The organism is Meiothermus sp. QL-1 (assembly GCF_003351145.1).
In the GTDB taxonomy this organism is placed as follows: domain Bacteria; phylum Deinococcota; class Deinococci; order Deinococcales; family Thermaceae; genus Meiothermus.
Window position 1 is genome coordinate 1 of sequence record NZ_QQSV01000007.1, and the last position, 17,756, is coordinate 17,756.

The window sequence follows — 17,756 nt, forward strand, 5'->3', positions numbered from 1 at the left end:
CCACCGTGTGCCCCTCATATCTTGACCCTGCTAGAGCTATCCGCTCCACCGCCCGCTTTTCATGATCCCCGCGCCCCTAAAAGGAAGCGCAACGAGAAGAGTACTAAATGCACAAAAAGATGTCAAGACCCAGGTGGGCCCTTTGGCGGGCATTGGAAGGCAAAACGTTCCAAGCGAGACTGAAGTTCGCCATCCACGGGGGGGCGCGCTCCAAAGCGGGCGATGACCCACCCCGCCACCTGCACCGCCAGCCGCCCTGCCGCCAAGGGGTCTTTGGAGCGCAAGTAGTGGCCCAGGAAGGCCCCTCCAAAGGAGTCTCCAGCGCCGGTAGCGTCCACCGCCCGGTCCTGGGTGGCCTGGAGCGGGATAAGCCGGCCCCGGTGAAGGATAAGAGCTCCCTCGGCGGCGAGTTTGAGGAGAATCATGGCCCCTGGATAGAGTTCCTGCAGGGCAAAGAGCACCTCCTCGGGTTTGCGGGCCCCAGTCAGCGCCTGACCCTCCTCCAGGTTGGGGAAGACGAAATCCAACCGCAGCTCCTGGGTAGCGCGGCGGAACTCCTCTCGGCCCATCTCCCGAATCATCTGGAAGGAGGCCGGGTCAAAGGAGAGGCTAAGGCCTGCCTCCCGCGCAACCTCTGCTGCCCTTAGGGCAGCTTGGCGGGGTGGGTCGGTGAAGAAGGACCAGGCGGTGAGGTGCAGGTGACCACCTCGCTGGATTAGCGGGAGGGGCAGATCCTCAGGCTCCAGGCGAAAATCGGCCCCTAAGGAGGTGAGCATGGAGCGCTGACCCGCCGCGTCGATCAGCACCAGGATGACCCCGGTGGGGGTGTGGGCCTTCCAGGCGATGTGGGGGCTTACTCCTTCGGCCTCGAGCTCCTGCACAGCGAACTCGCCAAAGCGGTCGCGGCCCACTGCCCCCACAAAAGCGCTCGGGTAGCCTACCCGGGCCGCCCAAACGGCCACATTGGCCGCGCTTCCCCCACCCATCAGCAAAACCCGGCCGGTGGTATCGCCCCCCGGGAGCAGCAGGGTATCGGGTTTGGCCAGCACGTCCCAGGTGAGGTCGCCCAGGGCCACCAGGGGTTTGGGCTCGGTCATCGCCCCGATTCTATACCCCCCGCTTTGTCGGGGTGGGCATGGTCATGAGGCGGTAAGGTGATAGACTCAGTGTAGCGCAGCGGGGGGCCCTTCAGGCCCGAGCTTGTTTCCTATGTCCCAGCATACCCCCGAAGCAGTCTTTTTCGAGCCCCTGGCTGTGGAAGCCCTCTGGCCCCAGCTCGAGCCCCACCTGTACTACCTTCCAGAGGAAGCCCGGGCCCAGGTGCGCAAGGCCCTCGAGTTCGCCCATCAGGCCCACCAGGGGCAAAGGCGCAGGAGCGGGGAACCCTACATCACCCACCCGGTAGCGGTGGCCCAAATTCTGGCCGAACTCCGGCTTGACGCCGAAACCCTGATGGCCGGGCTGCTGCACGACACCATCGAGGACACCGAGACCAAGCCCGAAGAGATCGAGGAGCGTTTTGGAGCTGGGGTGCGCCGGATTGTGGAGGGCGAGACCAAGGTCTCCAAGCTCTACAAGCTGGCCCACGCCGCCCAGGACAAGCCTGCGGAGGAAAAGCACGCCGAGGACCTGCGGCAGATGTTCATCGCGATGGCCGAGGACGTGCGAATCATCATCGTGAAGCTGGCGGACCGGCTGCACAACCTGCGCACGCTGGAGTTCATGCCCCCCGAAAAACAACAGCGCATTGCCCGGGAGACCCTGGAAATCTACGCCCCGCTGGCCCACCGCCTGGGAATTGGGCAGGTCAAGCTCGAGCTGGAGGACCTCTCCTTCCGCTATTTGGAGCCCGAGGCCTTCGCCAGCCTGGAGGCCCGGCTCAAAAGCCACCGGGCCGAGCGGGAAGCGGCAGTACAGACCGCCAGGGAAAAGCTGGAGCAGGCCCTTTTGCGCGACTTCGTCCTGCGCCAGTCGGTCGAGCGGCTCGAGGTCACCGGCCGCACCAAGCACCTCTACTCAATATGGAAGAAGATGCAGCGCGAGGGGAAGGCGCTGGAGCAGATCTACGACCTGCTGGCTCTTCGGGTGGTGCTGGAACCCAAAAAGGGCCCCGATGCCGAGGAGAACGCCCTCAGGGAGAAGCAGGTCTGCTACCACGTCCTGGGGCTGGTGCACGCGCTTTGGCAGCCTATTCCGGGAAGGGTCAAGGACTACATCGCGGTGCCCAAGCCCAACGGCTACCAGTCGCTGCACACCACGGTAATCGCCGTCAACGGCCTGCCGCTGGAGGTGCAGATTCGCACCAAGGAGATGCACCAGGTGGCCGAGTTCGGCATTGCCGCCCACTGGCTCTACAAGGAGGGCCTTACCGACCCCGAGGAGCTCAGGCGGCGGGTGAGCTGGCTCAAGAACATCCAGGACTGGCAGCAGGAGTACAGCAGCTCGCGCGACTTCGTGGAGGCTGTGACCAAGGAGCTTCTGGGGGGACGGGTATTCGTCTTCACCCCCAAAGGCAAGATCATCAACCTGCCCAAGGGCTCCACCCCGGTGGACTTCGCCTACCACATCCACACCGAGGTGGGCCACCACATGGTGGGGGCTAAGGTCAACGGGCGGATTGTACCCCTCTCCTACGAGCTGCAAAACGGCGAGATAGTGGAGATTCTCACCGCCAAGACCGCCCACCCCTCCAAGGACTGGATGGAGTACGCCAAGACCCGCTCGGCCAAGCAGAAGATACGCATGTTCTTCCGCGCTTTTGAGCGGGCCGAGACCCTGGAGAAGGGCATGCGGATGCTGGAAAAGTACTTCAAGCGGCGAGGGTTGCCCAAGCCCCTGGAAAGCCAGCTCGAGGAGGTAGGGCGCAAGCTGGTCAAAAGCCCGGCCCCGGAAGACCTCTACGCCGCCATCGCGGCCGGGCGGGTGGCCCCCCAGCAGGTGGCCCGGCTGCTTTTGCCCAAGGCCGAGCCCCCCCCACCTAAGCCCAAACCGCCGAAGAATGGGCTGGGAATCCGCCTCGAGGCCGACCTGCAGGCCCCCATCCACCTGGCGAGCTGCTGTGGGCCAGCCAAAGGAGACGCCATACTGGGCTACATCACCCGGGGGCGGGGGGTGAGCATCCACAAAGCGGGCTGCCCCAACATGCGCCGACTGATGGAACAAGAGGCCGGCCGGGTGGTGCCGGCCTACTGGGAAGGCCTGAGCCGGGTGATGCAGCTCGAGGTGCTGGCCGATGACCGGGCCGGGCTGCTGCGGGATGTGATGGACGCAATTGCCTCGCTGGGCAAAAGCGCCATGGGGGTGACCTCGAGCCCCACCTCCCCCCTTTCCTCCCTCTTCCGCATCAGCACCCGGGTAGACCTCAGCGAGGCTGAACAACGGCTTTTAGACGAGCGGCTGCGCTGCGTGCCCAGCGTTCGCAGCGTGCGTTGGTCGCAGGTGCTTTAGGGTTCTCGATGAGCCTTTGGCTGGCCCTGGCCGTGGCCTTCGGGGTGGGCCTCCTGGCCGAACGCCTGGGCTGGCTTAGGCCCAAAGCGGCCTGGGCCGCGGCCCTGGTAGGGGGCATCCCCCTTGGGGAGGGCGGAGTCCCAGCCGCTATGGCCGTGCTCTACCTGGTGGGGCTGGGCAGCCTGGCCAGTCGCTGGAATCCCAAAAGCCGCGACCGCCAGGGGCGGACCGCCGCCCAAGTGCTGGCCAACGGCCTTCCCGCGGCCCTGGGCCTGCTGGCCGGCTCGCCGGCCTTTTTCCTGGCTGCCCTGGCCGCAGCCGCTGCCGACACGCTGGCCACCGAGGTGGGCAGCCGCGCCCGCTGGGCCTGGCACCCCCTGAAAGGCCGGGTAGAGGCCGGCACCAACGCCGCCCTGAGCGGCCTGGGCAGCCTGGCCCTGCTTGGGGGAGCTTTGCTGTACACGCCCTGGGCCCTATGGCTGGGGGTCTCTCCCCTGGCGGTGGTGCTGGGCGGGGTGGCCGGCGCCCTGGCCGATAGCCTGCTGGGCTTGGGGGAGGAGCGGTTTCGCTGGTGGGGCAACAACCTCACCAACCTGCTGGCCACTACCTTAGGGGGCGGGGTGGGTTTCTTAATCGACTCCTGAACCTTTCTCAGCCCTTTCCTGGTGTACCCTTGGCCCTAGGGGGGAGCCTATGCGCTGGCACAACCTTTACCGCCGCTGGGTGCTGGGCCGGCACTTCCGCTTCGCCCGGGAGCACCTGAGCGACCACTTTTTCGACGCCCTAACGGCCTACGCCCTGGGCCTGGCCCGCCTCCAGGTTCCCGGCGCAGTGGAGGCGGCCTATGCCCTCTCGGTGCTGCGGCGGGAACCGGTGCCGGGCTTCAGCGGGCAGCTCGAGGACATCTTCTTCACCATAGACTCTAGCCTGCGCGAGCGCTTCGGCCCTGAGGTGGCAGGGGCCCTTCGACGGGGGCTTTCGCGCAACGACCTTGACCTCACGGTCTTCCGGGCCTACGCCGCCGAGCGAATGCTGCGGGTGCTCACGGTGCTCTCCGATTTGCGCCGGGAGCTTTTGCACCTGGGCCAGACCCACCGCAACACCCTCCTCACCGCCTACACCCACCACCGCCCCGCCCAGCCCACCACCCTAGGCCACTACCTCACCGGGGTGGAGAACCTGCTTTCGCGCGACTACCAGCGTCTTCGGGCCGCCTTCCAGACCACCGACAAATGCCCCCTGGGGGCCTCCACCCTGGCGGGCAGCCCCTACCCGGTGGACCGCAAGGCCCTGGCCCAGTGGCTGGGTTTTGGGGGTACTCTGGAGCACACCTACGACGCCATCGCCGCAGGGGACTGGGCGCTGGAGATTGCCCACGCCCTGGCCGGGCTCGCCACCAGCCTCTCGCGCCTGGTGGCCGACCTCTTGTTCTGGGCTGAACAGGGGGGGTTCTTGGTGGCAGAGCGAATCAGCCAGGGCTCCTCCGTCATGCCGCAAAAGGTGAATCCGGTGGTGCTGGAGCACGTGCGGGGCTTCCTGGCCGAGCTGATGGGGGGGCCGGCCACGCTGGGCCACCTCAACTACAGCACCCCCTTTGGCGATGTCAACGACCACGGCCCCGCAGTTCTGGAGCCCTTGCAAAGCCTCTTCTACGCCGCCGAAGGCGCCATGGCCCTCCTGCGGGTCGCCCTGCAGGAGAGCCGCTTCGTGCCTGAGGTGCTGGCCCAGGGCCTGCGGGACCGCAGCGTGCTGGCCTCAGAGCTCGTAGACGCCCTGGTGGCCCGGCGGCACCTTCCGCTGGCCGAGGCCTACCCCAAGGTCCAGCGCATGCTGCGCGAGCTGAGCAGCCAGGGGCGCACCGTGGCCGAACTGGGCCTGGACGACCTGCAAAGCCACCTGGGCTTCGGCGACCCCGAACTGCTACAAGCGCTGGAGCCCGAGCGCTTCATCGCCCGGCGCAAGGTACTCGGCGGGGCCGCCCCGGAAGCCCAAGCCGCCTACCTGGACTATGCCCTGGGCCGGCTCAGGCTGGAACGGCTGGAGCTCAAGGAGGTCAAGAATCGCCGCCGCCGGGCCCTGCGCACCCTGGCCGCCGAGCCTCTTAGCCTGATCAACCCTCCTCAAAGCGTCCCAGGCCCCTAAAACGGCGGTATCGGTCCTCCAGGAGGGCCTCAGGACCCAAGGGGGCAAGCTCGGCCAGAGTCTGCGAGAGGGCCGCGCGGAGGTGGTCCAGGGCGGCCTTGGGGTTGCGGTGGGCCCCCCCATCCGGCTCGGGGATGACCCGGTCCACCACCCCGAGGGCCAGGAGGTCGGCGGCGGTGAGCTTGAGGGCCTCGGCCGCCTTGGGCGCCTCGCGGGCATCGCGCCAGAGGATGGCCGCGCAGGACTCGGGTGAGATCACCGAGTACCAGGCGTTCTCCATAATCAGCACCCGGTTGCCCACCCCAATGGCCAGCGCACCCCCTGACCCCCCCTCGCCCAGCACCACCGCGATGGCCGGAACCCGCAGCCGGCCCATGCGCTGGATGCTCTGGGCGATAATCCAGGCCTGCCCCCGCTCCTCGGCCGAAACCCCGGGGTAGGCCCCGGGGGTATCGATAAAAGCGATGAACGGACGACCAAAGCGGTCGGCCAGGTCCATGAGCCGCATGGCCTTGCGGTAGCCCTCGGGGTGGGGCATGGCGAAGTTGCGCCGGATGTTCTCCTTGGTATCACGGCCCTTCTGGTGGCCCACCACCACCACCGTGCTGCCCTCAAAGCGGGCCAGCCCCCCCACCATGGCAGCGTCCTCGCCGAAAGTGCGGTCGCCCGAGAGCTCCACGAAATCGGTCATGATGGCCTGAATCACATCCAGGGTGGTGGGCCGGCCCGGGGCTCGGGCCAACTGCACCCGCTCCCAGCGGGAAAGATTGGAAAAGGTCTCGTGCTTGAGCTGGGCCAGCCGCTCGCGCAGCACCTGCAGCTCGCCCGAAAGATCCACCCCGCTGCTGGCCGCGAAGCCCTCGAGCTCGGCAATTTTGGCCTCGAGCTCCTCGATGGGTTTTTCAAACTCCAACGCCACCTTGGTCTCCTAGCTCCTAGGCCGGGGAGGCCACCATCCTGGGGTGCAGAAGGCCCAGCACCTGGGCCACCCGCGCCTTGAGCTGTCGGCGGTCCACCACCTGGTCCACCATGCCGTGCTTGTGCAGAAACTCGGCCCGCTGGAAGCCCTCGGGCAAATCCTGGCGGATGGTCTGCTTGATGACCCGGGGCCCGGCAAAACCAATCAGGGCCCCGGGCTCGGCCAGAATCACATCGGCCAAAGCAGCGAAGCTGGCCGTGACCCCTCCGGTGGTGGGGTCGGTGAGGATGGAAACGTAGGGCAACCGGCGAGCCCAGAGGCGGTCCAAAGCCAAGGTGGTCTTGGCCATCTGCATAAGGGAAAGGGCCGCCTCCTGCATGCGAGCCCCTCCCGAGACCGCCACGATGACCAAGGCCCGCTCCTCCAAAGCAGCCTGCTCGATGCCCCGGGTGATCTCCTCGCCCACTACGCTGCCCATGGAACCCCCGGCGAAGGCGTAGTCCATCACCAAAAGCACGCTCGGCACCCCGCCAATGGTGCAACGCCCTCCCACGATGGCGTCGGGGCGGCCGGCCTCCTTTTGGTAGCGCTCGAGCCGCCGGGTGTAGGGCTCGGTGTCCACAAAGCCCAGCGGGTCGGTGGGTTTGAGCCGAGTGGTCTCCTCAAAGCTGCCGGCATCGGCCAGCATCGCCACCCGCTTGGCTGCGGGCATGCGCAGGTGATGGCCGCACTTAGGACAAACGTAAAGGTTGTTTTCTAGCTCTTTCTTGTAGATCTGCGCGTCGCACTTGGGGCACTTGGTCCAAAGCTCAGGTATATCCCGTGCCTCGCCCTGCGCCCGGCGACGGCGAAAAAGCCGCTCTAGGGCCATAACGCCCTATCTTATACCCCAGAACAGGCGGCAGGCGTAGACCCCCCGGCTTGGACAGAGTACAAAAAGCCGCCCTTGCGGGCGGCTTGCGCAGCTCAGGCCGGCTTAGGTCAGGGTAACCGTCTTGCCGAAGCGCTCCTCGTCGAAGCGGGGGTTGTCCGCCAGAGTCTTCTCGCGGGCGATGGCATAGAGCAGGAAGCCGTAAACGGGCTTGGCCAGGATGTCGGCCAGGCTGTAGCCCACCTGCAGGCCTACAATCCCTACAGCCTCCCCCAGGCCCAGGGTGGGGATGAGGTAGGCGATGGGGTAGAAGCCCCAAGAGCCCAGCAGCAGCAAGCGCATGTTGCGGGTCAAAATCTTCACCCGCTCAGGCTGGTTGGCCATAGCCCGGGTGAGCTCCACCCAGAGCACGTAGAGGATGTACACAAAGGGAATGGTGGAGAGGGTGCCCCAGAACCAGCGGGTGACGTTGTCGGTGGATATCTCGCCCGGGTAGCCCAGGGCCAGCATCAACACCGAGGCGGTGACCAGCTTGAAGATCAAGTTGTTGGTAAGAGCCCGCGAAAGCCCCAGCACCAAGATGAGCTCGGTCAGAAGGAGGGGTACGGTAAGAAGCCAGTCGGCGTAGCGGTAGGCGTCGTTGAAAAGTTCGTTGGTGGGCAGGTACAGCCCCGCCTGCTCCCCGGTGCCGGGCTCGTAGGCCCCCTGCCAGCTCAGGAAGATGCGGTAGTAGTGGTAGGCGGCAATCCACACCACCAGGGTAGAGAGGTAGAGGCCCATGTGGTAGCGGGGCAAAACGTAGGCCCGAGCGAACAGAAAGAAGAGCCCCGAGGCCAGCATGATTGCGATGGTGAAGGACATCACGTTGTAGACCAAAAGATACTGAAGCGTGGTGATGGGGGTGTCGGCCCCAATCATAGCGACCTCCTTTCAAGGACGGTCGGCGCCGGCGCGGCTGTCCTTTGCAATGAGGAAGTATAGGGCGACTCGAGCGAATCACCGTAGCTTCTACAACTTTTGTAAAAAAATCGTTTAGGTTTTGTATACCCTAGCGGGGTACCCTGAGCCCCAGGTAGGGCAGGGGGTCCACCGCCACCCCGAAGCGGTAGACCGAGTAGTGCAGGTGGGGACCAGTCGAGCGGCCTGTAGACCCCACTGCTCCCAAAAGCTGGCCCCGGGCCACCTCCTGGCCCCGGCGCACGTACGAGGCCGAGAGGTGGCCATAAAGGGTGTGAAGCCCATTGCCGTGGTCCAGCAGCACCATCAGGCCAAAAATGGGGTTCCAGCCCATCTCGCTCACCACACCGGCCGCGGTGGCGTAAACGGGGGTGCCCTCGGGGGCAACCAGGTCCAGGCCGTTGTGGAACTCGAGGCCGCCGCCAAAGGGGCTGGGGCGGTAGCCGAAGGGGGAGGAGACCTGGGGCTCCCCCGGCAGGGGCAGTCCGGTGGGCAAGTGGGGGGGCTCCTGGCGCAAAAGCACCCGCCCCGGCTCGGGGTCAGGGGGAAGAGGGTGGCGAAGGAAGCGAGCGGTGGCCTCGAGCTCCAGGGCAAGGCCATCCATCTGGGCTCGCAGATGCAGCAAAAGCTCGCCGAGTTCAGCGGGCTCGCCTGCCCCCCGGGGGGCCGGGGGTACAGGCCTGGGCTGAAGGCGCACCCGGGGCAGGCCGGCCTTCTCCCGCAAGCGGTTGAGTTCTTCTTCCAGAATCCGCAGGCTTTGCTCGAGCTGTACAGCCTCGAGGCTGTAGGCCTGGCTGCGGCTGCGCTCGGCTTCCAGCTCCAGGGTAAGCCGGCGGACCTGGCCCTCCAGGGCCGCCAGGCGGGCCTGCTGGCGGGCCTCCCTCGCCCAAAACCAGGCCACCCCCAAAAGCAGAAGCAGCAGCCCCGCTGCCCAAAGCGGCAGCCTCAGGACCCAGCCTCGGGGCTGCGAAGGCATCGCCCTCTCAGGCTACCCTGGCACGGTCATCCCCCGCGTGAGGTCTGAACCTCTTTAGCCGCCGGCCCGGGTGCTTTGCGGCAGGGCCCGGGGCTCTCCCGTCTGGCTGCGGCCCACGAAGACCGCCCCAGCCTCCACATCCAGCGACATGGCCCGCACATCGCCCTCCACCCGGGCGGTCTTGGTCATGTGAAGCTTGCCATTGGCGATGATCTGGGCCATCACCTGGCCATGGACGATGATGTTGTTGGCCCGGACCTGTTCGCCCTCGATCTGGGCCTGGCTGCCCACCTCGAGGTCGCCCTCCACAATGACCGACCCCTTGACCCTACCATCGATGCGGGCGCTGCCGCTGGTCTTGAGGTTGCCCTCGATCTCGCTGCCCTCGCTTAGGTAGGTGAGTATAGCCGGATTGGGTTTGCGTCCTAACACCGCCATGTTTACCCCCACCCCATACCGCCACAACCATGGCCGCTAGTCAAGGTAGCGGCTGGGGTTCACCTCGACCCCTTGGCGAAAGACCGTGTAGTGCAGGTGGGGACCGGTAGAGCGGCCGGTGGAGCCCACCCGCCCCAACAAATCCCCGCGCTCCACCCGCTGCCCCGGGCGCACCAGCAAGGCCGAGAGGTGGCCGTAGAGGGTGCGGTAGCCGTAGCCGTGGTCCACCACCACCGCCAGGCCAAAGGGGCCTTTCCAGCCCGCCTCCACCACCACCCCAGCCCCGGTGGCCTGCACCGGGCTGCCGTAGGGTGCGGAGAAATCCACCCCGTTGTGGAACTCAAACCCCCAGCCAAAGGGGTTGCGGCGGTAGCCGAAGTGGGAGCTGATCCGGTTGAAACCCCGCAAGGGATAGCCGTAGGGCACCGCGGCCTCCCGCCTCAGGGTTTCCTGGAGGGCAGGGGATACCTCGCCAAGCTGCGCCCCCAGCTCCTCGGCCTGCTGGGCAGCGTAGCGCAGCACATCCTCGAGGCCCGCCGGCACCGCGGCCCCGCCCCGGCCGCCCTCCTCGTTCCGGGTGGGCCTTAGTTTGATCTTGGGCATCCCAGCCCGCTCCCTGAGGGTGTTGATCTCCCGCTCCAGCAGCTCGAGCTGCTTTAGAATCTGCCTGGCGTCCTGGCTCAGGGCGTTGTTGCGGGTGCGCTCGGCAGCGAGCTGGTTGTTGAGCTTGCGGGCCTGCTCGGAAAGGCGCACCAGCTCGAGCTGGAGGCTGCGCATCTCGGCGGTGCGGTGCCAGAGCCACAGGTTAAGCCCACTCCAGCCCAAAAGCACCAGGAGCACCACTGCCGGCACCCAGGCCGGCAAGGAGAAGGCTTTGGGCGCCGCCCCGGTGCGGGCCAGCCACAGGGTATATCGCACGGGGTGTCGGCGCTGCGGCATCAGGTGGAATAAGTAACGCAAGGGTGTGAGCGCAGTCAAGTTGCCTTAATCTTCGCTCACAAATCTCTAATCTCATCTCCCCCCGCTTCTTCCTCATCGGCAAGGGGCCCGCCTGCTTCCGCCAAGAACAGAATGAGACTCAGATTACAGAAACCCGCGTTACATGAAGCCGCAACCTAAGCGAAGCGGGCGGCCGCGGCCAGGGCCAGGTCAATGGCCCGCTCCACCGCCAGGCCCTTGACATCCAGAAGAGGCCGCTCGTCCCGGGTGCGCTGGGCGATAACGCCGGTCACGCAAGCCGCAGCAAATCCGTAGACGTTGCCCATCTTGAAGAGGGTGCCCGCCTCCATCTCGTAGTTGAGGATGCGGAGCTGGCGGTACTCCTCGGTAATGCCCCGCAGAGCGCGCAACAGGTGGGGGTTGGCCGAGCCGGTGCGCTCCTGCCCCTCGTAAAAGGTATCCACCGAGGCGGTCAGCCCCAGGGCGTGGGGAATCCCGAGGCGCCTGGCTTCCTCGACCAGGGCCACCGTCAGGAAGGGGTCGGCGCTTGCAGGGTACTCGGGGGGAGCGATGTCGTGGGCCGCGCCCTGGCGGCAGAGGGCGGCCTTGGATATGACCACGTGTCCGGGTGGCAAGTCTTCTTGGATGGAGCCTGAGGTGCCTACCCGGATGATGGTGCGGATCCCCACCTGCACCAGCTCGTTGACCACGATGCTGAGGCTTGGAGCCCCCATGCCGCTGGTGGCCGAGAGAACGGGCCGCCCGTTGGGCAAAAAGCCCAGGTAGCTGTTGAGCCCCCGGTTCTCCGAAAGCACCCGCACCCCTTTCAGCCGGGTCTCAGCGATGTGGCGGGCCCGCTGGGGATCGCCGCTCAAGAGGGCCAGGGTAGGGGGGGTGGGGCCCAGGTCCTCGGGGCCAAAGCCGATGTGGTACAAAGCCATGGCCCCATTATGGAATGTATTCCTATCCCACGGTAAACCCGAGAAGCAGTTCTTAGTGTAGGAGGCTGTGAATACCCTTATCCTGGGCGCAACGGGGGGCATAGGGCAGGCGCTGGCCCGGGCCCTGGCCGGCCGGGTGGAGCGGCTGTGGCTCTCGGGCCGCAATGCCCCGAAGCTGGGCGAGCTGGCCCGAAGCCTGGGCGCAGAGGCCGTGCCGGCAGAGCTGGGCAGCGGGCTCGAGGTCGCAAGCCTGGCCCAGGAGGTAGGCCCCCTGGACCTGCTTATCTACGCCGCGGGCGCAGCGCACAAGGCCAGCCTGCGCGAGGAAAGCCAGGATGGCCTGGAGCACCTCTTCACCGCCAACCTGGGGGGCTGCTTCCTGGCCCTGAAGTACCTGGCTTTCAACCCGGGTGCCCGGGTGGCCCTGTTGGGGGTTTACCCCGACTTTGTGACCGTGCCCGGGCTGGGGGCCTACGCCGCCACCAAGCTGGGGGCTGAGGCCCTTTTGCAGACGGCGCGCAAGGAGTTCAGGCGCGAAGGGGTGCGCTTCACCCTGGTGCGGCTGCTGGCGGTGGCTACGGGGCTCTGGGCCCCTTTGGGAGGACCGCCCAAAACCGCCTTACCCCCGGAGGCCGCGGCCGAACGGATTCTGCAAGGGCTTTTAGCCGAGCCCCCACCCGAGGTGTGGGAGGTGCGTTAGGGATGCGCTGGGGGGCACTTGGGGCCTTTTTGCTGAGCCTAGGTCTGGCCCAGCCGGTCCAGTACCTGGTCGAAGGCCGGGTGACCTACATCGCCAGCTACACCCTGGGGCGCTTCGAGGGGGTCAACACCAGCGTGCGGGGGGTGGTACGCTGGAACAGCCAGACGGGGGAGGCCTCGGGCCAGGTGTGCGTGGACCTGCGGGCCTTCAACTCGGGCAACCCCCTGCGCGACGCCGACGCCCGGGGGGTCTTCGACGTGAACCGCTTCCCCCAAAGCTGCCTCGAGGTGGAGCGGCTGGTGCAAAACAGGGAGGAAGCGGCCCTCAGCGGCATCCTGGAGATAAGCGGCACCCGCCGCCCGGTGCGCATCCTGGGGCGGCTCGTTCGCGAAGGGGAGGGGTACCGCTTTACCGGGGGGTTTGACACCCGCTTCTCCGAGTGGCGCCTCACCCCGCCCAGCCTGCTCTTCCTGCGGGTCAATGACCCGGTGGAGGTGCGGCTCGAGGCCTACGCCCGGCCGCGCTAGGTCAAAGCCGGAGATTAAGGAACATTAAAGGCTGGTTTGAATTCTTCCTGAAGGCAAAGGTCTAGCCTCACAGGAAAGGTGATTTATGTTGAGGAAGGTCCTGGGGGCCCTAGCCCTTTTGCTGGTCGCCTGCAACGAGCCAGAAGCCGAAACACCCAAGCCGGTGGCCGGCCAGCTATGCCCGGACTGGGTGCACAACCGCTACGTGGTAAAGGGTCCCGACGGGGATTTCTACTCCACCTGGCACCCGCAGGTAGACCCGGAGTATCGCTGCTACTTCGACCACGAGCACGGCGACGACCCCCGCACCAGCCTGGCCAACCCCGAGCTGCCCCCCTTCGGCTACGTGGGCAAACTGGCCGGGATGCCCGAAGCCCACGAGGGCTTCAAGGTGTTCGTGTCCAACCGGGGCACCCGCAACGACGAGGACCGCATCGCCCTTACCAGCACCCGCATCGTGGCCCATATGGGGACCGGGGGGGTTCGGCGCTACAGCGTGCGGAACCACTCCCTGATTTTCGATTTGGTGGCCCCCAGCGGCCACCGGGTGAGCGTGCAGGGCATGGCGGACACCGGGCGGGTGGGCTCCATCTGCGAGCGCGACCCCACCCTGAACGACAACGACCCCAGCAACGACATTGGCCGCACTGTAATGACCATACCCGGAAGTGGCTGCCACGACAAACGGCCGGGCTCGCTCTACGAGATCTGGACCTTCCGGCTGCGCCTGGCCGACAAAGTGGAGGTCATCGTCGCCACAGCGGCCTTCGACCCCATCACCACCATGAACCCGGCCAAGCCGAGCGAGCTCATCTACACCGAGCAGGTCTTCGAGGGCTTTCAGGACCTCCGCGGCTGCGACCGCGAGGCCTACCACGGCCCGGTCTACTGGTACAACAAAGGCGGCCCGGAGGTCTTCTATACAGATGCCTTCGGCCGGCCCGGCGGGCCCATCCGGCAAATGGCCTCCCGCCACGACGACGTGGGCATCTGGATGGCCTACCGGCCAAGCGACGGCTACCTGAACACCTTCAAGCTTCGTAAGGGCCACTGCGCCCCAGGGCTGGGCCTAAGAAACTGAGGCCGCCTCGAAGACCTTGCCGGGGTTCAACAGGTTTTCCGGATCGAAAAGGTGTTTAATCCGGCGCATCCACTCAAGCGCTGGGCCGTGCTCCTTGGGGAGGTATTTCCTCTTGCGCAGGCCCACCCCGTGCTCCCCGGTGCAGGTGCCCCCCAGGGCCAGCGCCCGCTCCACCAGGCGTTCGGCAAACTCCTCCGGCCTTGAATCGCCCTGCTCGTAAACCACCAGGGTGTGAAAATTGCCGTCGCCCACGTGGCCCACGATGTTGCCCGCCAAACCCAGCTCGCCCAAAAGGCGGCTGGCATAGGCCACCAGCTCGGGCATCTTGGAAAGGGGCACGGCGGTATCGGTGATGAGGTAGTTTCGCCCGGGATAGAGGTTGACCATGGCCCAGTAGGCCTGGTGGCGGGCCTCCCACTGGGCGGTGCGCTCCTCCTGGGTATGGGCCACGTCCACCTGAAGGGCCCCGGCCTCGCGCATCAGCTCGAGGGCCAAGGCCGACTCGGCCCCAAGGGCCTCGCGGGTAGAAGAGTGAAATTCCACGAAAAGAGCCGGTTCCTCGGGGTAGCTCCGCCCCAGGTAGCGGTTGATGGCGGCTATAGCCCGGGCGTCCACCAGCTCGAGCCTCGCCACTGGCAGCCCGCTGGCCATCACCCTATAGGCGGCCTCAGCGGTGGACTCCAAGGAGCCGAAGAAGACCCGCAGGGTGTGGATGTGCTCCGGCAGGGGATGAAGCCTCAGGGTCAGGCGGGTGATGATTCCCAAGGTGCCCTCGGAGCCGATGAACAGGTCCTTCAGGTCGTAGCCTGCGCTGGTCTTGCGCACCCCCCGGCCCAGCTCCAACACCTCCCCATTGGCCAGCACCACCTGCAGGGCCAGCACGTTGGCCCGCATCCCCCCGTAGCGCACGGTGGTGGTACCGGAGGCGTTGGTGGCGGCCATGCCCCCCAGGGTGGCATCGGCCCCGGGGTCTACCGGGAAGAACAGCCCAGTACCCTTCAAGGCTTCGTTCAGGGCCTTGCGCGTGAGACCAGGCTCCACCTCGGCCAGAAAGTCCTGCGGGGCAACCCGCAGCACCCGGTTCATCCGCGAAAGGTCGAGTGAAAGGGCCGGGCCCTGGGGCACCACATGCCCCTCGAGGCTGGTGCCGGCCCCAAAGGGAACCACCGGGATGCGCTCGGCCCTGGCCCAGGCCAAAGCGGCCTGCACGTCGGCCAGGCTTTCAGCGTAGACCACGGCCAAAGGAGGCCTCTGCAGGAGGTGGCCCTCATCCCGGCCGTGGGTCTCCAGGTCGGCAGGGGCGGTGCTGACCTTGCCGGGCAGGAGGCTTTTTAGGCTTTCCAGCATGCCCTAAGCTTAACACCCCCCAAAAGCGACCATACGCTATACTCGGGTTGGAGGTAAAAAATGCGTGAGCAGCTAAGAGTGGCGGGGGTGGCTTCTTTTTTGTTGCTGGGCGCCTGTGGGGGGCCGGGCGAGGGGGCCCGCAGCGAAGCCCGCGCAGCCAACGCTGCGGTGGGCACCTGGAACGTCGGGGGGCCAACCCCCAGCCTGGCCTTGATCTTCTGGGCCAATCTGAGCAGTCCCACCAGTCCCGACGGCTTCGTGCTGAGGGTGGAGGGCCCTCAGGGTCTCTCCAAGGAGAGCGACCCCACCCGATCCGATACGGTCGGGCCCTTGTTCTTCTGGAAAATATTCCCGAACGATGCGGCCGTCGCAGGGCGCTACACCCTCTCGGCCTCTTTCCCCGGCAACGCCAACTTCAGCCGCCAGATGGAACTAAACCCCGCCAACACCCTGCCCCAGCCGCAAAACGTCTCCCTTCAAGTGGCCGGCAATACCGCCACCATTAGCTGGAATCCCGTGCCGGGAGCGCGTTCCTACTACGTCGAGATCCAACGGCTGGGCCCCAACAACGAGGTCGTTGGCGCGGACTTCGTCTGGTACACCAACGCCACCCGGCTCGAGCTCTCCCTCTCCCGCACCCCGCTGCCCCCCGGCAACTACCGGGCCGGAATCGCGGCCTCCAACGTGGACTTCGTCCAGCTCAGAAGCCCAAACCAGGCCGCCCAGCTAGACCCCCAGTTCGCCTTGGCCTCGGCCCCCGGCCCCGCAATCCAGGTTCAGTCGCACAGAATCGTCCCCCTGGAGTGAAAACTCGCTGAGCGTTACGTGAATTGAGCGAGTGACGAATGGACCGCCCCCCAGCGGGCCAGCTGTTACCCTGGCTTGGGTGATGGCGACCTTGCAGCAACCAACTCCTCGAGAACACCTGCAAGCGCTGCTGAAGGAGGCCTGGCAAAGGCTGGAGGAAGAGCCTCTTACAGCAGTCTCACTGGTCCAACAGACCGAACCGATGGCCCGGCGCATGGGCGACAACCGAGCCTGGGCAGAAAGCCTCTTCATCTGGGGGGTGGTAAGCCTATACCGGGGCGAACCCACCGAGGCCATTCCCTTGCTCTCCCGGGCGCTGGCGGTCTACCGCTTTTTGGAAGACGAGGGGGGACAGTGGGCCTGCCTCAGGGCCATCGCGCTGGCCTGGGAACGGGCAGGGGACAGGGCGCAAGCCCTGGAGACCCTGAACCAGGCCCAAAGCCTCCCCCACCAGGCCAGGCTTACCGCCCAGGCCCGGTGGCTGCGCTGGTTTGAAGACGGGCAAGCTGGGGCCGACTGATTAGAAAAACCAGTGCCAGCGCCACCAGGAACGCGGAAAAAACGTAGGGATAGGCCGGGGAAAGACCGTACAGCCCGGTTCCGACAACCGGGCCCAGCATCCGCCCCAAAGCCTGGGCCGCGCTGGCCAGACCAGCCACCGCCCCCTGCTCCTGATCCGAGACGGCCAGGGACTGGGCCGCGCTCAGGCCGGGCAGGGCCATGGTGCCCAGGCCCAGAAGCACCAGCGAGGCGGTGAGCAAGGGGAAGCTCGGCGCTATGGCCAACCCCAGATAGCCCAGCAGCAGCAGGGGCAGGCCGAGCCCCAACAGGGCTCGAGGGGGCCAGCGGACCCAGCGTACCCAGAAGCCCTGGGCTCCAACCCCCACCAGCCCGAAGACTACCAGCGCCAGGCCCACCGCCTGGGCGGTCTGGGCAGGCGATAGGCCCAGCCTGTCCTGGTAGAGGAAGGCCACGGTCTGCTCCATGGCAATCGAGGCCAGGTTGAGGCTAAGACCCATGACCAGGAGGGGCCACACCCGCGGGTCGCGCCAGGAAAGCAAAGGGGAGGGCTCGAGCTGCTCCTTTCTGCGGGACTCGGGCAGCACCCGCCAGACAAAAAGCGCATTCAGGAGGGCCAGGCTGGCCGAAAACACCACCGGCACCAGCAGGCCCAGATGGGCCAAGGCCGCCCCTATGGCCGGGCCGAAGATCACCCCCAGGCCAAAAGCCGCCCCCAGCACGGCGAAGTTCTGGGTGCGGGCCTCCTTGGGGGTGATGTCGGCCAGATAGGCCTGGGCGGTGGGCAGGGTGGCCGAGGAAAAGGCCCCGCCCAAAAGCCGGGCTGAGATTAGGCAGGCGAAAAGCCACCCCTCTCCCAGAATCTTCTGGTAGCCCAGCCAGGCGAACAGGGCAAACAGGTAGAAGCTGGCAGCAAACCCCAGGATACCCACGAGCAAAACGGGCTTTCGCCCCTGCTCGCTTCGACGGCCCCAGTAGGGCGAGAGCAGGAATTGCATGAGGGCGTAGCCGGTGGAGAAAAGCCCTACCTGCACCTCGCTCAAGCCCAGCTCCCGCCCAAGCGGCCCCAGGATGGGAAACAAAACCGACAGCCCCAGGATGCTGTTGAAAAGGGTAAGAAAGAGGATGGCAAGCGGCTTCACTGT

At 66.4% G+C, this 17,756-nt stretch carries 18 protein-coding genes; 8 read left to right on the plus strand and 10 right to left on the minus strand.

Translation table 11 applies throughout. The annotated features are described in order from the left end of the window. Window positions 1-122: 122 nt before the first annotated feature. Window positions 123-1,097, minus strand: a complete 975-nt coding sequence (locus DV704_RS08280; RefSeq protein ID WP_114799109.1) for a carbohydrate kinase family protein — start codon at window positions 1,095-1,097, stop codon at window positions 123-125. Window positions 1,098-1,209: 112 nt separating this feature from the next. Here DV704_RS08280 and DV704_RS08285 point away from each other — a divergent pair, with 112 nt between their 5' ends. The 3 genes from DV704_RS08285 to DV704_RS08295 are packed head-to-tail and all read left to right on the plus strand — an operon-like array spanning window position 1,210 to window position 5,589. After that, window positions 1,210-3,447: a bifunctional (p)ppGpp synthetase/guanosine-3',5'-bis(diphosphate) 3'-pyrophosphohydrolase gene (locus DV704_RS08285; protein ID WP_114799110.1), complete on the plus strand. Its 2,238-nt coding sequence runs from the start codon at window positions 1,210-1,212 to the stop codon at window positions 3,445-3,447. Between the two features lie 8 nt (window positions 3,448-3,455). After that, window positions 3,456-4,091 (plus strand): DUF92 domain-containing protein, encoded by a 636-nt coding sequence (locus tag DV704_RS08290; protein WP_114799111.1) that lies wholly within the window; start codon window positions 3,456-3,458, stop codon window positions 4,089-4,091. Between the two features lie 49 nt (window positions 4,092-4,140). Beyond that, window positions 4,141-5,589 (plus strand): lyase family protein, encoded by a 1,449-nt coding sequence (locus DV704_RS08295; RefSeq protein WP_114799112.1) that lies wholly within the window; start codon window positions 4,141-4,143, stop codon window positions 5,587-5,589. Here the strand turns inward: DV704_RS08295 and DV704_RS08300 are convergent. The 7 genes from DV704_RS08300 to DV704_RS08330 all read right to left on the minus strand — a co-directional run bounded on the left by DV704_RS08300 (window position 5,558) and on the right by DV704_RS08330 (window position 11,630). Further along, window positions 5,558-6,508 (minus strand): acetyl-CoA carboxylase carboxyltransferase subunit alpha, encoded by a 951-nt coding sequence (locus DV704_RS08300; RefSeq protein ID WP_114799113.1) that lies wholly within the window; start codon window positions 6,506-6,508, stop codon window positions 5,558-5,560. The two genes, DV704_RS08295 and DV704_RS08300, sit on opposite strands and share 32 nt — an antisense overlap. A gap of 16 nt (window positions 6,509-6,524) precedes the next feature. After that, window positions 6,525-7,379, minus strand: coding sequence for an acetyl-CoA carboxylase, carboxyltransferase subunit beta (gene accD / locus DV704_RS08305; RefSeq protein ID WP_114799114.1), 855 nt, complete (start codon window positions 7,377-7,379; stop codon window positions 6,525-6,527). Window positions 7,380-7,484: 105 nt separating this feature from the next. Next, complete coding sequence (locus tag DV704_RS08310) at window positions 7,485-8,297, minus strand: bacteriorhodopsin-like (RefSeq protein WP_114799115.1); 813 nt, start codon at window positions 8,295-8,297, stop codon at window positions 7,485-7,487. Window positions 8,298-8,427: 130 nt separating this feature from the next. Then, window positions 8,428-9,312: a M23 family metallopeptidase gene (locus DV704_RS08315; protein WP_114799116.1), complete on the minus strand. Its 885-nt coding sequence runs from the start codon at window positions 9,310-9,312 to the stop codon at window positions 8,428-8,430. Between the two features lie 54 nt (window positions 9,313-9,366). Beyond that, complete coding sequence (locus DV704_RS08320) at window positions 9,367-9,750, minus strand: polymer-forming cytoskeletal protein (protein ID WP_199489966.1); 384 nt, start codon at window positions 9,748-9,750, stop codon at window positions 9,367-9,369. 36 nt (window positions 9,751-9,786) lie between these two features. Further along, entirely contained in the window at window positions 9,787-10,689 is a 903-nt protein-coding gene (locus DV704_RS08325) for a M23 family metallopeptidase (protein WP_114799117.1), read from the minus strand. Between the two features lie 176 nt (window positions 10,690-10,865). Next, on the minus strand, window positions 10,866-11,630 hold the full coding sequence (locus DV704_RS08330; protein ID WP_114799118.1) for a nucleoside phosphorylase: 765 nt from the start codon (window positions 11,628-11,630) through the stop codon (window positions 10,866-10,868). Window positions 11,631-11,697: 67 nt separating this feature from the next. Here DV704_RS08330 and DV704_RS08335 point away from each other — a divergent pair, with 67 nt between their 5' ends. The 3 genes from DV704_RS08335 to DV704_RS08345 all read left to right on the plus strand — a co-directional run bounded on the left by DV704_RS08335 (window position 11,698) and on the right by DV704_RS08345 (window position 13,938). Then, window positions 11,698-12,330, plus strand: coding sequence for an SDR family NAD(P)-dependent oxidoreductase (locus tag DV704_RS08335; RefSeq protein ID WP_114799119.1), 633 nt, complete (start codon window positions 11,698-11,700; stop codon window positions 12,328-12,330). Between the two features lie 2 nt (window positions 12,331-12,332). Continuing rightward, complete coding sequence (locus tag DV704_RS08340) at window positions 12,333-12,857, plus strand: YceI family protein (RefSeq protein ID WP_114799120.1); 525 nt, start codon at window positions 12,333-12,335, stop codon at window positions 12,855-12,857. Window positions 12,858-12,942: 85 nt separating this feature from the next. Beyond that, on the plus strand, window positions 12,943-13,938 hold the full coding sequence (locus DV704_RS08345; RefSeq protein ID WP_114799121.1) for a hypothetical protein: 996 nt from the start codon (window positions 12,943-12,945) through the stop codon (window positions 13,936-13,938). Here the strand turns inward: DV704_RS08345 and DV704_RS08350 are convergent. Further along, window positions 13,927-15,285: an FAD-binding oxidoreductase gene (locus DV704_RS08350; RefSeq protein ID WP_114799122.1), complete on the minus strand. Its 1,359-nt coding sequence runs from the start codon at window positions 15,283-15,285 to the stop codon at window positions 13,927-13,929. The two genes, DV704_RS08345 and DV704_RS08350, sit on opposite strands and share 12 nt — an antisense overlap. 60 nt (window positions 15,286-15,345) lie before the next feature. Here DV704_RS08350 and DV704_RS08355 point away from each other — a divergent pair, with 60 nt between their 5' ends. Next, window positions 15,346-16,092 (plus strand): hypothetical protein, encoded by a 747-nt coding sequence (locus tag DV704_RS08355; protein WP_114799123.1) that lies wholly within the window; start codon window positions 15,346-15,348, stop codon window positions 16,090-16,092. An 82-nt stretch (window positions 16,093-16,174) separates the two neighbouring features. Next, complete coding sequence (locus tag DV704_RS08360) at window positions 16,175-16,612, plus strand: tetratricopeptide repeat protein (protein WP_147279600.1); 438 nt, start codon at window positions 16,175-16,177, stop codon at window positions 16,610-16,612. Here DV704_RS08360 and DV704_RS08365 read toward each other — a convergent pair. Continuing rightward, window positions 16,554-17,753: an MFS transporter gene (locus DV704_RS08365; RefSeq protein WP_114799125.1), complete on the minus strand. Its 1,200-nt coding sequence runs from the start codon at window positions 17,751-17,753 to the stop codon at window positions 16,554-16,556. The two genes, DV704_RS08360 and DV704_RS08365, sit on opposite strands and share 59 nt — an antisense overlap. Between the last annotated feature and the right edge of the window lie 3 nt (window positions 17,754-17,756).